Here is a 14168-nt window from a genome sequence, read left to right on the forward strand (position 1 = left end):
CGGATGATGTCGACGCATGCGCAAAGTGCCGGCCCGGTAGACGCCGCCCTCGCGGGGCCGGCGGTAATCGCGGCCCGCGACCTGAGAAAGACCTTCGGTGGCGGGTCCGTGGTGGCGGTGGAGGATGCGAACTTCGAGATCCGGCCGGGTGAGTTCATCTCACTCGTCGGACCCTCGGGTTGCGGCAAGTCCACGCTCCTGCGGATGGTGGCGGGACTTCTCGACAGAACGAGCGGCAGCCTGACGGTGCACGACGCGGAGGTGCGCGGGCCGCATCATTCGGTCGCGATGATGTTCCAGAAGCCGACGCTCCTCGACTGGCGCACCTCGCTCGAGAACGTGCTGCTGCCGACCGAGATCGCGGGAAGGGTCACCGACGCCGACCGCCACCGCGCCATGGACCTGCTCGAGCTCGCGGGCCTCCGCGACTTCGCGTTCTCGTTCCCCACGCAACTTTCGGGGGGCATGCAGCAGCGCGTCGCACTGGCACGGCTCCTGCAGACCGGCGCGGACATCCTTTTGCTCGACGAGCCCTTCGGCGCGCTCGACGAGTTCACGCGCGAACACCTGAACGTCGAACTGATGCGCATCGTGGGAGAGGTCAACGCGACGACGCTCTTCGTGACGCACAACATCGCCGAGGCGATCTTTCTCGCCGACCGGGTCTTCGTGATGACGCCGCGCCCCGGACGCATCGCGGGCATCGTCGAGGTGCCGTTCGAGCGGCCGCGCCCGCCGTCGATCCAGCAGGGGGCCGAGTTCAACGCGCTCGTCTCCAGGGTGCGGCAGACCTTCGGGGATCGCGGATGACCGACAGTTCCGACCTCGGCCCCGTGCCGCCGGGCGGGCGGACCCGCGGCGTCATAGCTCGCCACGTCGCGATCCTCGTCACGCTCCTCGCCGCGTGGGAAATCGCGTGCCGCATGGGCTGGCTCGACCCGCTGTTCTTTCCCTATCCGAGCGCGATCCTCGTCGGATTCTGGCGGCTCTACGTCACGCAGGGCAACATCTGGCCGCATCTTGGGCTCACCATGGCCGAGGTGCTCGCGGGCTTCCTCGCGGGCTCGGCGCTCGGGATCGCGCTCGCCGTGTGCGTCGGTCTCATCGACCGGCTCAGGCGCTACCTCAAGCCCTATGTCATCGTGCTCGAGGCGACGCCGCGGATCGCGATCGGCCCGGTCATCATCGCTGCCTTCGGGTTCGGCTGGACGTCGAAGACCGCGATCGTGATGCTGGTGTGCTTCTTCGCGCCGTTCGTGAACACGCTGAACGGCATGGTGGGCGTCGAGCCAGAGAAGGTGTCGATGTTCCGCTCGATGGGGGCGAGCAAGCTCCAGACCTTTCGCAAGCTGATGCTGCCTTCCGCGCTGCCCGAGATCTCGGCCGGCCTGCGACTCGCCATGGCGTCCGCCCTCGGAGGTGCGCTCGTCGCCGAGTTCATCGCCTCGAACGCGGGTCTCGGCGTCCTCATCACGCAGTATACCGGCACGCTCAACATGTCGTCGGCCTTCGTTTGCGTGCTGACCCTGAGCGCGCTCGGCTACTTCATCTTCCGTTCGATGGAGGAACTCGACCGCATCCTGGTGTTCTGGACCGACCGAGACCGCACGGCCCGGGTCAGCCGCCGGCGCCTCGCCTCGTGGCGGGCTCGGATGGGGGACGACGCATGAAGGACCATCTCCTTTCGCGTGCCGTGCCGCTGGCCAAGCACCTCCTCGTCTTCGCGGCGCTGATCGCGTTCTGGGAGGCGGCCGCGGCCATCGGGCTCATCGACGTGATCCTGTTGCCCGAACCGCATCAGATCGCGGCCAGCATCTGGGATCTCTACGTCGAGAACCGCACGATCTACCGCCACTTCTTCATCACGCTCTACGAGGCGCTGGGCGGCTTCCTCGTCGGGGGCGCTCTGGGGCTCGCCCTCGCGGTCGGCTCGTCGCTCAACGACAGCTTCCGTCGCTACGTGTCTCCCTACGCGATCCTGCTCAACGTGACGCCGGGCCTTGCCCTCACGCCCATCGTCATCGCTTGGTTCGGCTTCGGTTACAGCTCCAAGATCGCACTCGGCGCCATCGTGTGCTTCTTCCCGGTCTTCGTGAATACGCTGATCGCGCTGACCCGGTCGGATGCCGAGACGCTCGAGATGTTCCGCTCCATGGGCGCGAGCGAGCGGCAGATTTTCTGGAAGCTGCGTGTGCCGTCCGCGCTGCCGATGATTTTCGCGGGCTTCAAGATCGCGATTACCACCGCGCTCGTCGGCGCCGTGGTGGCCGAGTTCAGCCAGGCGACGGCGGGGATTGGCGTGCTGATGCAGCGGCTGAGCTTCTCGCTCGACATGAGCGCGGCGATCGCGGCGCTTCTCAGCATGTCGCTGCTGGGTCTCATCCTTTTCACGCTCATCGAGCTGCTCGACGACCGGATCGTGTTCTGGCGCCGGGCGGCCCGGATGGACGCCGTGAGCCGGAAACGGCGCGCCCGCTGGACGGGAGAGCGCGAGAAGCAGTCCGGCAAACCCCAAGGGAGGAGAAGATCGACATGACACGTTTCATGACGGCAACGGCACTCGGTGCGATCCTGGCGGCTGGAAGCGTCGCAGCGCAGGACCTGACGACGGTCAACGCGGTGATGCCCAAGCAGCGCTCGGCCAACTACTTTCCGCTGATCGTGGGCGAGGCGCTCGGCTACTTCGAGGAGGAGGGCATCGAGGTCAACCTGCTGCCCTCGGACACGCCGATCCCCTTCGTGAACTTCCTGCGCAACGGTCAGGCGGACATCGCGATGCTCGATTCGGCCGAGGTACTTCAGGCGGTCGCCGCGGGTGTCGACCTGCGCGTGGTCTACGAGGTGATGCAGACTGCCCCGGACGGGATCGCGGTGTCGGGCGAGAGCGACATCAGCGATGTCGAGCAGCTGCGAGGCGAGACAGTCGGCCTCGTGTCCGACCGCGACCGCGTGACCATGCAGATCGCGCTCGATGCGCGCGGGCTGACCGAGGACGACGTGACCACCGTCGTCGTCGGCGAGGCGGGCCCGACGCTGGCCGCCGCCTTCCGCGATCAGACCGTCGCGGCCATCGCGGGCTCGGGCCCCGACTGGCTCGCGATCCAGGCGAACGGCATCCCGGTGTCGCTCATCACCCCGGAGGAGGTCTCGAACAAGCCCGGCAACACCTTCGCCGTGGCGGCCGGGACGCTCGAGGAGAAGGGCGATGCGATCGAGGGTTACCTCCGCGCGTGGTCCAAGGGCATGTACGTGGCGACCTTCGCCCCCGACGTGGTGGCGAAGATCGCGCAGGACGCGGTGCCCGAGGAATGGGAAGATCCCGAGTTCGGCCAGCAATATCTCGAGAACGCGATCCGGCTGAACGTGTCGGTGACCGACACGCTTGGCGGGCTGAACGCCGACACCTGGGAGTCGATCCAGCCCGGCATGCAGAAGTTCGGCCTGATCGAGAAACAGGTCGCGCCGTCCGACTTCCTTGAGCCCGGGCCGGTCGAAGCCGCGAACGATTTCGATCGGGCCGAGGTCGAACAAGAGGTCGAGGCTTGGCGCGACGCGAACATGTGACCGCGCGGGTCCTAGATGACCGTTCGGGCGGGGCGCCAGCGCGCGTCCCGCCCGCATGCGCGCCGGTCCCATGAGCCGGCTGCGCGAAGCCTACGGAGCCCGCGTCGCCGACGCGGGCCTCCGCCGCGATCCGGACCAGGAGGCGGTGATCGACCGGCTCGACGCACTCCGCGACGCGCTGCAGCGGCCCGCGCGGTTCGGCTGGCTGCATGCGCTGCGGCGCGCTCCCGCGGCGCCGCGCGGGCTCTACCTCTGGGGAGACGTGGGTCGCGGCAAGTCGATGCTCGCCGAAATGCTGACCGCAAATCTCGGGCGTGCGCGGGGGCGCCGAACGCATTTCCACGCCTTCATGCGCGACGTGCACGGGGGCCTGCACCGCGCCCGGGGTGCGGGCGCCAATGACCCGGTGGCGTCCGTCGCCGACGCGCTGACCGAAGGGCTCGACATCCTGATCCTCGACGAGGTTGAGGTCACCGACATCACCGACGCCATGATCGTCGGGCGGATCTTCGAGCGGCTCTTCGACCGGGGGATCGTGCTCGTCGCCACATCGAACGCGGCGCCCGGCGACCTCTACCGCGACGGGCTGAAGCGCGAGCATTTCCTGCCCTTCGTACGCCTGATCGAGGGCCGCTGCGAGGTGGTGCACCTCGCGGGGCCGCGCGACTACCGCGACGCGGCGGGGGGCGACGCGGACCTCTACCTCGCGCCTTCGGGGGTGGAGGCGGCGGCCCGCATCGACGCGCTGTGGGACCGGGTCCCCGGAGCGGGAGCGGCGGGAGAGATCACGCTCGCGGGCCGCGTGTCGCTGCGGCGCCGGGGGGAAACCGCACGCGGCAGCTTCGACGCGCTCTGCCGCGCGCCCCTGACCGCGGCAGACTATCTCGACCTCGCGCGTCAAGCCGAGATGGTCTTCGTCGAGGACGTGCCGCGGCTCGGCGAGCGGGACAATGACGCCGTCCGCCGCTTCATCCTGCTGGTGGACGCGCTTTACGACGCGCGCCGCGGCATCGTGGTCAGCGCTGCCGCAGGGCCGGGAGAGCTGCTTGCGGGGGGCGAGTTCGCGCGGGAATTCCGGCGCACCGAAAGCCGCCTGCGCGAGATGACCCGGCCGGGCTGGCCGGGCCGCGCGCCCCTCAGCTGAATCCCACGCTCCGCCTCAGCGCGTCCGCGTCGGGATCGGTCAACAGCTCGATCAGGACGCGCGCGTCCTCTGCCGCCGCAGACCCGGTGGCGATCGCTGCGGTATAGACAGTGTCGAGGCCGAAGGGCTCGGGCAGCGGGCCCACATAGGTGACGCCCGCGGTGTTGAGGATCTCGGTCACCTGCGTGCAGCCGACCGGGTTCGCCTCCTCCGAGGCCGCCATCCTTGCCATGGCGGTCTGGCCGTTCGGATGTTCCGACAGCGTGACGCGGTCGGCGATGCCGAGCCGGTCGAGGACGGCGGCCACGTGGATGCCTGCCGTGGCCTTGACCGTGTCCGGACAGTAGAGCGCGTCCGCCGAAGTGAACAGCGTCGCGAGCGCCTCGCCGTCATCGATCGGCGGCACGGGCGCGCCGTCCCGGACCGCGACGCCCGTCACCACGTTGCCGAGATCCGTCACGCTGCCGGCATCGAGATGACCCGCCGCGACGAGCCCGTCGATGGCGGCACGGGTCAGGATCGCGAGGTCCACCGCCTCCCCGCCGGCGATGCGGTCGCGCATGCCGCCCACCGCGCCGAAATCGCCCTCGATCGTCCGGCCGGTGCGGGCCTCGAAAGCCTCGCGCACCTTGTTGACCAGTCCGTTGGCGGCTCCGCCGCTCAGAATCCGTAGCGTCACGTCATCCCATCCTGCTTGCTGTTCGCGTCGGCGGAAACCTCGCAGCTTTGCGCCGGGGTGCAAAGGGGCAGGACACTGCCGATGCGCGATCAAGGTCGGATGGTGCGGGCGAGGCGGACGCGGTACCCTCGGGACGGGCAACCGTTGGGAGGACGCGATGCTCGACCTGGACCATGTGGACGAGATCGACCGCGTGCTGCGCGGGGTCGAGACCGGGCGTGACCGGCTGGTGGCGGACAGCTGGCGGCGCTGCGTGGACAGCTACGGGATGGACCCCGCGCGCCCCGATCCCGCGCTCATCGTCACCGAGGCGGAACTGCGCGAGCACCGCGAGCAGTCCGAGCGGCTGATCGCGACCGCGCGCTCGGGGCTGCAGGCGCTGTTCCGCCAGGTGGCGGGGCAGAACTACGTGCTGCTCCTCGCCGACGCGCAGGGCGTCTGCGTCGACTTCTTCGGCGACCCGCGGTTCGAGGACCAGCTGCGCGCGGCGGGGCTCTACCTCGGCTCGAACTGGACCGAGGCGCTGGCCGGCACCTGCGGGGTGGGGTCCTGCATCGTCACGGGCGAGGCCATCACCATCCACCAGGGCGACCATTTCGGGCTCGCGCACACGCCGCTCTCCTGCACCGCGGCACCGATCTACGACACCCGAGGGGAGCTGTCGGCGGTGCTCGACATCTCGCTGCTGCGCTCGCCGTCGCCCAAGTCGTCGCAGAACCTCGCCATGAACCTCGTCACCGCCTCGGCGCGCCGCGTCGAGATGGCGAACCTCATGGCCATGACGCGGCGCGACTGGGTGCTGCGGTTCTCCACCAGCCCCGAATTCCTCGAGGTCGACCCCGAGGCGGCGGTCGCGCTCGACGGCTCCGGCCGGATCGTCGGCATGACCTCGGGCGCGCGGCGTGCGCTCGATCCGGCGGGGCAGGGGCGGCTCATCGGGTCGCGCATCGACGCATGGCTCGAGATGTCGGTGGACGACCTGCCGGACCTCATGCGGGGCCGACCGACCGAGGAACGCGTCCTGCGGCTGACCGATGGCCGCGGCGTCTTCGGCCATGCCATCGCGCCGCAGGTCCCGCAGCCGGCGGGCACCCCGCGCGGCCGCGAGGTGGCGGTGCCGGGCCCGCTCGGCGCCTTCGCCGGGCCCGACCCGCTGCTCGGGCGGCTCCTCGCACAGGCGGCGCGGCTCGCGCGGACGGGCGTGCCGATCCTGATCTCGGGCGAGACCGGCACCGGCAAGGAAAAGCTCGCCCGCGCGGTGCACATGGCGGCCGGCAAGGCGGCGGGATTCCGCGCGGTGCGCTGCGCCGATGCCGGCGCGGTCGCGGCCGTGGCGGACGCGGCCCCCGGCACGCTGTTCCTGCGCGGGATCGAAGGCTTGTCCGAGGACGCGCAGGCGCGGCTCCTCGCCTGTCTCGACCGCCGCGACGACCTCAGGGTCATCGCCTCGTGCCTCGTCCCGCCGGCCGCGGCGGCCGAGGCGCTGCGGCCCGACCTGTTCTTCCGGATCGCGGGCGCGACGCTGGCGCTGCCGCCCCTGCGCCAGCGCGGCGACATCGACTGGCTGATCGACCGGCTCCTGCGACGGCGGAGCAGCGAGGACGTCCGCCTCTCGCCCGCCGCCCGCGCCGAGCTGAAGTCGCGCGCATGGCCCGGCAACATCCGCGAGCTGGGGCAGGTGCTCGACGTCGCGGTGGCGCTGTCGGAGGGGCGGGTGATCGACGTCACGGACCTGCCGCCGCCGGTCTGCGCCGCGCGGCCCGAACGCGGCAGCGGCGACGCGCTCGAGGCGACGCTCGCGGCCTGCGGCGGGAACATGGCGCAGGCGGCGCGGCGGATGGGCGTGAACCGTTCCACCGTCCTCAGGCGCGCGCGCAAGGCTGGGCTGGTGCCGCCGTCCTGAAGCCTGCGCCGTTGCGCGCCCGTTGCGCGCGCAACGGCCGGGCCGCAATTCGCGCCCAGGCGGCGCGCGGCGCCCGGAATTCCTTTGCCTGCGGGCCCCGCCCCTTGCCAGCCTCGGCACCGGAGGACGACCGGATCCGAAAAGAGGGAGGACCACATGCTCGATTCAACGATCACAGACCGGACCCAGGCATTCCTGGACGAGTTCGGGCAGGCCCTGGAGCAGGGCGACATCGCGCGCGCCCGGGACATGTTCCTGGACGAGTGCTACTGGCGCGACCTCGTGACCTTCACCTGGAACCTCAAGACCGTCGAGGGCAAGGACCAGGTCGAGGACATGCTGCGCCACCAGCTCGCGACAACGAAGCCCACGGGCTGGGCCCTGGCCGACGGCGAGGTCCCGACCGAGGAGGGCGGCGTCACCACCGCCTGGATCACCTTCGAGACCTCGGTGGCGCGCGGCTACGGCCTGATCCGGCTCAAGGACGACCGGATCTGGACGCTCCTGACCACCATGGTCGAACTCAAGGGTCACGAGGAGCCCGCGGGCTTCAACCGGCCGCTCGGCGCCAAGCACGGCGCGGGCAAGCACCGCGAGACCTGGGCCGAGGAACGCGCTCGCGAGGCGGCGGAGCTCGGCTACGAGACCCAGCCCTACTGCCTGATCGTCGGCGGCGGGCAGGGGGGCATCGCGCTCGGCGCAAGGCTGCGCCAGCTCGGGGTGCCCACGATCATCGTCGAGAGGAACGACCGCCCGGGCGACAGCTGGCGCAACCGGTACAAGTCGCTCTGCCTGCACGATCCGGTCTGGTACGACCACCTGCCCTACATCAAGTTCCCCGAGAACTGGCCGGTCTTCGCGCCGAAGGACAAGATCGGCGACTGGCTCGAGATGTACACCAAGGTGATGGAGCTGAACTACTGGACGCGCACCACCGCGACGTCGGCGGAATTCGACGAGGCCGCGCAGGAATGGACGGTCGTGCTCGACCGCGACGGCGAGGAGGTCGTGCTGCGCCCGAAACAGCTCGTCATGGCGACCGGCATGTCGGGCAAGAAGCGGATGCCGGACTTTCCCGGCATGGACCGCTTCCGGGGCGTGCAGCAGCATTCCTCGGAGCACGAGGGCCCCGATCGCTGGGCGGGCCGGAAGGTCGTGGTGGTCGGCTCCAACAATTCCGCCCACGACATCTGCGCCGCGCTCTGGGAGAACGACGCCGACGTGACCATGGTGCAGCGGTCCTCGACCCACATCGTGCGGTCGGACAGCCTGATGGAGATCGGCCTCGGCGCGCTCTATTCCGAGGAGGCGGTGCGCTCGGGCATGACGACCGAGAAGGCCGACCTGGTCTTCGCCTCGCTGCCCTACCGGATCCTGCACGAGTTCCAGATCCCGCTCTACGAGCAGATGAGGGAACGTGACCGCGCGTTCTACGAGGGTCTCGAGAAGGCAGGCTTCTGGCTCGACTGGGGCGACGACGGCTCTGGCCTCTTCATGAAGTACCTCCGCCGCGGATCGGGCTACTACATCGACGTCGGCGCGAGCCAGCTCATCATCGACGGCAAGATCAAGCTCAAGCGTGGACAGATCACGGGTCTCGACGAGACCGGCGTGATGCTCGACGACGGCACCCACCTCGACGCGGACCTCGTGGTCTACGCAACGGGCTACAATTCCATGAACGGCTGGGTGGCCGACCTGATGGGGCAGGAGACGGCCGACCGTCTCGGCAAGTGCTGGGGGCTCGGGTCCGACACCACGAAGGATCCCGGCCCGTGGGAAGGCGAGCAGCGCAACATGTGGAAGCCGACGCAGGTGCCGAACCTCTGGATGCACGGCGGCAACCTGCACCAGTCGCGCCATTACTCGCAGTTCCTGTCGCTGCAGATCAAGGCGCGAATGGAGGGCCTCCCGACCCCGGTCTACGGCCTGCAGGAGGTGCATCACCTGAGCTGAGGCCGCCCCTGTCGCCCGCGTCCGGGCCGCTCCCGGGCGCGGGCGCTCGCGCCGCCGCGCGGCGGCCGTCCGGCCGGTCATGCGCGGGCGCAGGTTTCCCCCGGCGATTGCTGGACATTGTGCGCCGGGCCTGATGTGGTCGCGCCGATTTCGGACCAAGGGAGCGACGCCATGCGCCTGCGCGATCTCGACATCCTGACCGTCGCGCCGCCGCCGCCCGGCTGGGGCGGGCGCTACTGGATCCTCGTGAAGGTCACGACCGACGACGGCATCACGGGCTGGGGCGAGTGCTACGCCTCGGCGGTCGGCCCGAAGGCGATGGAGGCGGTGATCCGCGACGTCTTCGGCCGCCACATGGAGGGCGAGAGCGCCGAGAACGTCGAGATGATGTTCCGCCGGGCCTATTCCTCGGGCTTCACCCAGCGGCCGGACCCGACCGTCATGGGCGCCTTCTCGGGACTCGAGATCGCCTGCTGGGACATCCTCGGCAAGGCGCGGAACCGGCCGGTCTGGGCGCTTCTGGGCGGGCTGATGAACGAGCGCGTGCGCGCCTACACATATCTCTACCCGCTCGAGCATCATCCGCTGCCCGGGTTCTGGGTCGATCCGGACATGGCGGCGGAGTCTGCGGCCGACGCCGTCGCGCGGGGCTACACCGCGGTCAAGGTCGATCCGGCAGGGCCCTACACGGTGCGGGGCGGGCACCAGCCCGCCATGTCCGACATCAGCCGGTCCGTGGCCTTCTGCCGGGCGATCCGCGCGGCTGTCGGCGACAGGGCCGACATCCTCTTCGGCACGCACGGGCAGTTCAACACCGCGGGCGCGATCCGGCTCGGGCGCGCGATCGCCGAGTTCGACCCGCTCTGGTACGAGGAGCCGCTGCCGCCCGACAACGCGCTCGAGTTCGCCGAGGTGGCGCGTGCCACGGGCCTTCCCGTCGCCACCGGCGAGCGGCTGTCCACGCGGGCGGAGTTCGCGCTGCTGCTGCGCACCGGCGGGGTCGAGATCGTGCAGCCGGCGCTCGGACGGGCGGGCGGCATCTGGGAATGCCGCAAGCTCGCCGCGCTCGCCGAGAGCTTCAACGCGCAGGTCGCGCCACACCTCTACGCGGGGCCGGTCGAATGGGCCGCGAACATCCATCTCGCCGCGTCGATCCCGAACCTCCTGATGGCCGAGACCATCGAGTCGTCGTTCCATGACCGGCTGATCCGGGGCAGCCTGCGCGTCGAGGAGGGGTTCGTGGCCGCGCCGCGGGAGGCGGGTCTCGGGATCGAGGTCGACGAAGATCTGGCGCGCGCGCATCGCTACGAGGGCGATGGGCTGCACCTCGAGATGGCGGAGGCGCCCTGCGACTACGCGCGCGGCAACGTTTTCGAGGGCGGCGCGCCGGCCCCGAAGGCGTGAGGGCCGGGGCTCAGGCGGCGGTCTCGGCGGACCGTGCCCGGGCCGCGTCGCGCCGCGCCCGGTCGAGCCAGCCCGCATCCATCTGCGGCACCGAGGCGAGAAGCCGCCTTGTATAGGCCTGCCGCGGCGCGTCGAAGATCTGCGCGCGCGGCCCGGATTCCACGATGCGGCCCTCCTTCATCACCACGACCTCGTCGGCGATCGCCTCGACCGTGGCGAGGTCGTGGGTGATGAACATGTAGGTCAGGCCCAGGTCCCGCTGCAGCCGGATCAGCAGCTTGAGGATCCCCTCCGCCACGATCTGGTCGAGCGCCGACGTGATCTCGTCGCAGATGATGAAGCGGGGCTCGGCGGCCAGCGCGCGGGCGATGCCTATGCGCTGCTTCTGCCCGCCCGAGAGCTCCGGGATCCGCCGGTCGAGAAAGGCGTCGGGATCGAGCTCGATCAGTTCCATGAGTTCGCGCACCCGCGCGCGCCGGGCCTTGCCCGACAGCCCGGTGAAGAAGGCGACCGGGCGGTCCAGCGTCTCGCGCACCGTGTGGCGCGGGTTCAGCGCGGTGTCGGCCATCTGGTAGATCATCTGGACCTGGCGCAGCTGGTCCTTCGTCCGGCGGTCGTGATGCCCGGCGAGCGGGGTGCCGTCCCAGGCGACGCGGCCCGCGCCGGGCGGCATCAGCCCGGCGATGACCTTGGCGAGCGTCGACTTGCCCGAGCCGCTTTCGCCGACCACGGCGGTGGTGCGGCCGCGGCAGAGGCCGAACGAGATGTCGTCGAGCGCCTTGAAGTCGCGGTAATGCGCGCTCACCCCGTCGAGCGTCAGGACCGGCTCGGCCGGGCCGGTCGCCTCGGGCTTGCGGATCGACCGCACCGCCCAGAGCGACCGGGTGTAGTCCTGCTGCGGCGCGTCCAGCATGCGCCGCGTCGGCGCGGTCTCGACCTCGCGGCCGTGGCGCATGACGGTGATGCGGTCCGCCATCTGGCTGACCACGGCAAGGTCGTGGGTGATGTAGATCGCCGCCGTGCCGAAGCGTTCGGTGATGTCGCGCATGGCGCCCAGCACCTCGATCTGCGTGGTCACGTCGAGCGCCGTCGTCGGCTCGTCGAAGATGATGAGGTCCGGCCGGCAGGCCATGGCCATCGCCGTCATCGCCCGCTGCAACTGCCCGCCCGAGACCTCGTGCGGGTAGCGGAACCCGATCTCGTCGGGATCGGGCAGCTGCATCTGGCGGTAGAGCGCGCGCGCGTCGGCCTGCGCGGTGGCGGCGTCCGCGGTGCCGTGCAGGATCGGACCCTCGGCGAACTGGTCGATGAGCCGGTGCGCGGGGTTGAAGCTCGCCGCGGCCGATTGTGCCACGTAGGCGATGCGGCGGCCGTGCAGGCGGCGCAATGTCCGCTGCGGCGCGCGCGCGAGGTCGGTGCCGTCGAAGTCGATGCGGCCGCCCGCGATGCGCACGCCGTCCCGCACGAAGCCCATGGCGGCAAGCCCCGCCGAGCTCTTGCCGGCGCCGCTCTCGCCCACGAGGCCCAGCACTTCGCCCCGATCGAGATCGAGGTCGAGACCCTCGAGGATGACGGTCGGCGCGGACCGGGACCCGGCCTCGAGCCGCAGGTCGCGGATCGTCAGGAGATTGCCCATGGTGTCCTCCTCAGCTCTTGAGGCCGCTGGCGCGGTGCAGCATCCAGTCGACGATGAAGTTGATCGAGACGGTCAGCAGCGCGATGGCGCCGGCCGGGATCAGCGGCGTCACGTCGCCGAAGGTGATGAGCGTCGCGTTCTCCTTGACCATCGAGCCCCAGTCGGCCGTGGGCGGCTGGATCCCGATCCCGAGGAACGACAGCGCCGCGATGAACAGGAACACGAAGCAGAAGCGCAAGCCCGCCTCGGCCACGAGGGTCGAGGAGATGTTGGGCAGGATCTCGCGCCGCAGGAGCCAGATCGTGCCCTCGCCGCGCAGCTGCGCCGCGCCGATGAAGTCGAGCGCGACCACGTTCATCGCCGCGGCGCGCGACAGTCGGTAGACCGGCGCGAGGTAGATCACCGCGATCACGCCGACCATGTTCGGGATCGACGGCCCCACGATGGCCAGCAGCATCAGCGCGAGGATGAGCGGCGGCACCGCCATGATCACGTCCACCGCACGCGACAGCGCCTGGTCGATCCAGCCGCCGCGGAGCGCGGCGAACATGCCGAGGGCGGCGCCGATCGAGAAGGCGATACCCGTGGTCAGGAGTGCGAGGCCCACGGTGTTGCGCGCCCCGTAGATCATGCGCGAGAGCATGTCGCGCCCGAGGTTGTCGGTGCCGAGCGGGTGCTCGGCGCTCCACGGCAGGTATTCGCCGCCGACGATCTCGGTCTCGCCGTAGGGCGCGATCAGGGGTGCGAAGAGGCCGAGCACGAGCGTCGCGGCCAGCACGAGGAGACCGAAGAGGGCGGTCGGCGGGGCGGTCCTGAGAAGCGTCATCTGGATCTCCTCTCAGCGTGCGTGCCGCAGGCGCGGGTTCGACAGGATCGACAGGATGTCGGCGGCGACGTTCAGCAGGATGTAGGTTCCCGCGAAGAACAGCCCGACCGCCTGCACCACGGGAAAGTCGCGGCTTGCCACGGCATCGACCAGCAGCTGCCCGAGGCCCGGATAGGAGAACACCACCTCGACCACGACGACGCCGACGATCAGGTAGGCCAGGTTCAGCGCGATCACGTTGATGATGGGGGCCAGCGCATTCGGCAGCGCGTGCCGCAGCACGACGCGCCAGCGCGGCACGCCCTTGAGGCGCGCCATCTCGATATAGGGCGCGGCGAGCACGTTGATGATGGCGGCGCGGGTCATGCGCATCATGTGTGCGATCACCACCATGATGAGCGTGAGTGCCGGCAGGAACGTCACGTGAAGCGCCTGGCCGAGGCTCGTGGCGGTGTCGATCCGCGCAAGCGTCGGGAACCATCCGAGCTTGATCGAGAAGACGAGGATCAGGAGGTAGGCCACGAAGAACTCGGGCATGGAGATCGCGCTCAGCGCCCCCACATTGGCGGATCGGTCGAACAGCGAGTTGCGCCAGAGCGCGGCGAGCAGCCCGAGGGTCACCGCGATCGGCACCGCGATCACCGCCGCGTACCCGGCGAGGAACATGGTGTTGGCGAGCCGGGTGGACAGCAGGTCCGTCACCTCGCGCCCGGAGGCGAGGCTCTGGCCCAGATCGCCCTGCACGACCCCCGACAGCCAGTCGAGGTAGCGGGTGTGCGGGGCCTGGTCGAGCCCGAGCTCGGCGCGGAAGGCGGCGAGCGTCTCGGGCGTGGCGGACTGGCCGAGGATCTGCTGCGCGAGGTCTCCGGGCAGCAGTTCGATCCCGACGAACATCAGCGCCGAGACGACGAACAGGGTCGCGATCCCCAGCGCGAGGCGGCTGAGGATCAGCTTTTGCAGGCGGGTCATGTGCGGGTCTCCGCGGCCCGCGGCGGCGGGCCGGTCAGCAACGCGGCGGCCCGGCTTCGGGCCGCCGCAGGGAAGGCTCAGGAACGG

At 70.3% G+C, this 14168-nt stretch carries 12 protein-coding genes; 8 read left to right on the forward strand and 4 right to left on the reverse strand.

The annotated features are described in order from the left end of the window. Window positions 1–3 precede the first annotated feature (3 nt). From RISW2_RS14800 to zapE, 5 genes are all read left to right on the forward strand, one after another. A complete protein-coding gene (locus RISW2_RS14800; RefSeq protein ID WP_156943864.1) occupies window positions 4–810 on the forward strand; it encodes an ABC transporter ATP-binding protein in 807 nt (268 codons plus the stop codon). After that, complete coding sequence (locus RISW2_RS14805) at window positions 807–1670, forward strand: ABC transporter permease (protein WP_051492056.1); 864 nt, start codon at window positions 807–809, stop codon at window positions 1668–1670. Before RISW2_RS14800 ends, RISW2_RS14805 begins: the two co-directional genes overlap by 4 nt. Then, window positions 1667–2536, forward strand: a complete 870-nt coding sequence (locus RISW2_RS14810; protein ID WP_051492057.1) for an ABC transporter permease — start codon at window positions 1667–1669, stop codon at window positions 2534–2536. Before RISW2_RS14805 ends, RISW2_RS14810 begins: the two co-directional genes overlap by 4 nt. Beyond that, window positions 2533–3564 (forward strand): ABC transporter substrate-binding protein, encoded by a 1032-nt coding sequence (locus RISW2_RS14815; RefSeq protein WP_043772676.1) that lies wholly within the window; start codon window positions 2533–2535, stop codon window positions 3562–3564. The genes RISW2_RS14810 and RISW2_RS14815 overlap by 4 nt, the downstream gene beginning before the upstream one ends. A gap of 70 nt (window positions 3565–3634) precedes the next feature. Further along, window positions 3635–4708, forward strand: a complete 1074-nt coding sequence (gene zapE / locus RISW2_RS14820; RefSeq protein ID WP_043772678.1) for a cell division protein ZapE — start codon at window positions 3635–3637, stop codon at window positions 4706–4708. Here the strand turns inward: zapE and RISW2_RS14825 are convergent. Next, entirely contained in the window at window positions 4701–5387 is a 687-nt protein-coding gene (locus RISW2_RS14825) for a molybdate ABC transporter substrate-binding protein (RefSeq protein ID WP_043772680.1), read from the reverse strand. The two genes, zapE and RISW2_RS14825, sit on opposite strands and share 8 nt — an antisense overlap. A gap of 157 nt (window positions 5388–5544) precedes the next feature. Between RISW2_RS14825 and RISW2_RS14830 the strand changes: the two genes are divergently transcribed. The 3 genes from RISW2_RS14830 to RISW2_RS14840 all read left to right on the forward strand — a co-directional run bounded on the left by RISW2_RS14830 (window position 5545) and on the right by RISW2_RS14840 (window position 10650). Beyond that, on the forward strand, window positions 5545–7290 hold the full coding sequence (locus tag RISW2_RS14830) for a sigma-54-dependent Fis family transcriptional regulator (RefSeq protein WP_043772683.1): 1746 nt from the start codon (window positions 5545–5547) through the stop codon (window positions 7288–7290). Between the two features lie 156 nt (window positions 7291–7446). Beyond that, window positions 7447–9246, forward strand: a complete 1800-nt coding sequence (locus RISW2_RS14835; RefSeq protein WP_043772686.1) for an NAD(P)/FAD-dependent oxidoreductase — start codon at window positions 7447–7449, stop codon at window positions 9244–9246. 171 nt (window positions 9247–9417) lie between these two features. After that, the gene (locus RISW2_RS14840) at window positions 9418–10650 is read left to right on the forward strand and encodes a mandelate racemase/muconate lactonizing enzyme family protein (protein WP_043772690.1); all 1233 of its coding nucleotides are present in this window, start codon (window positions 9418–9420) and stop codon (window positions 10648–10650) included. 10 nt (window positions 10651–10660) lie between these two features. Here RISW2_RS14840 and RISW2_RS14845 read toward each other — a convergent pair whose 3' ends face one another. Genes RISW2_RS14845 through RISW2_RS14855 form a run of 3 tightly spaced genes read right to left on the reverse strand, consistent with a single transcriptional unit; the run spans window position 10661 to window position 14081 of the window. Next, entirely contained in the window at window positions 10661–12286 is a 1626-nt protein-coding gene (locus RISW2_RS14845) for an ABC transporter ATP-binding protein (RefSeq protein WP_043772693.1), read from the reverse strand. Window positions 12287–12296: 10 nt separating this feature from the next. Then, window positions 12297–13112 (reverse strand): ABC transporter permease, encoded by an 816-nt coding sequence (locus RISW2_RS14850; protein WP_043772698.1) that lies wholly within the window; start codon window positions 13110–13112, stop codon window positions 12297–12299. 12 nt (window positions 13113–13124) lie between these two features. Next, window positions 13125–14081: an ABC transporter permease gene (locus RISW2_RS14855; RefSeq protein WP_211238707.1), complete on the reverse strand. Its 957-nt coding sequence runs from the start codon at window positions 14079–14081 to the stop codon at window positions 13125–13127. Window positions 14082–14168: the final 87 nt, after the last annotated feature.

The sequence above is a fragment of the Roseivivax isoporae LMG 25204 genome (assembly GCF_000521865.1).
Taxonomy (GTDB): Bacteria; Pseudomonadota; Alphaproteobacteria; order Rhodobacterales; family Rhodobacteraceae; genus Roseivivax; species Roseivivax isoporae.

What these genes read in the sequence shown, in the direction of transcription:
- zapE (WP_043772678.1), top strand. Translation starts at nt 3,635, where the DNA reads ATGAGCCGGCTGCGCGAAGCCTACGGAGCCCGCGTCGCCGACGCGGGC.
- RISW2_RS14835 (WP_043772686.1), top strand. Translation starts at nt 7,447, where the DNA reads ATGCTCGATTCAACGATCACAGACCGGACCCAGGCATTCCTGGACGAG.
- RISW2_RS14815 (WP_043772676.1), top strand. Translation starts at nt 2,533, where the DNA reads ATGACACGTTTCATGACGGCAACGGCACTCGGTGCGATCCTGGCGGCT.
- RISW2_RS14805 (WP_051492056.1), top strand. Translation starts at nt 807, where the DNA reads ATGACCGACAGTTCCGACCTCGGCCCCGTGCCGCCGGGCGGGCGGACC.
- RISW2_RS14830 (WP_043772683.1), top strand. Translation starts at nt 5,545, where the DNA reads ATGCTCGACCTGGACCATGTGGACGAGATCGACCGCGTGCTGCGCGGG.
- RISW2_RS14850 (WP_043772698.1), bottom strand. Translation starts at nt 13,112, where the DNA reads ATGACGCTTCTCAGGACCGCCCCGCCGACCGCCCTCTTCGGTCTCCTC.
- RISW2_RS14845 (WP_043772693.1), bottom strand. Translation starts at nt 12,286, where the DNA reads ATGGGCAATCTCCTGACGATCCGCGACCTGCGGCTCGAGGCCGGGTCC.
- RISW2_RS14840 (WP_043772690.1), top strand. Translation starts at nt 9,418, where the DNA reads ATGCGCCTGCGCGATCTCGACATCCTGACCGTCGCGCCGCCGCCGCCC.
- RISW2_RS14800 (WP_156943864.1), top strand. Translation starts at nt 4, where the DNA reads ATGATGTCGACGCATGCGCAAAGTGCCGGCCCGGTAGACGCCGCCCTC.
- RISW2_RS14810 (WP_051492057.1), top strand. Translation starts at nt 1,667, where the DNA reads ATGAAGGACCATCTCCTTTCGCGTGCCGTGCCGCTGGCCAAGCACCTC.
- RISW2_RS14855 (WP_211238707.1), bottom strand. Translation starts at nt 14,081, where the DNA reads ATGACCCGCCTGCAAAAGCTGATCCTCAGCCGCCTCGCGCTGGGGATC.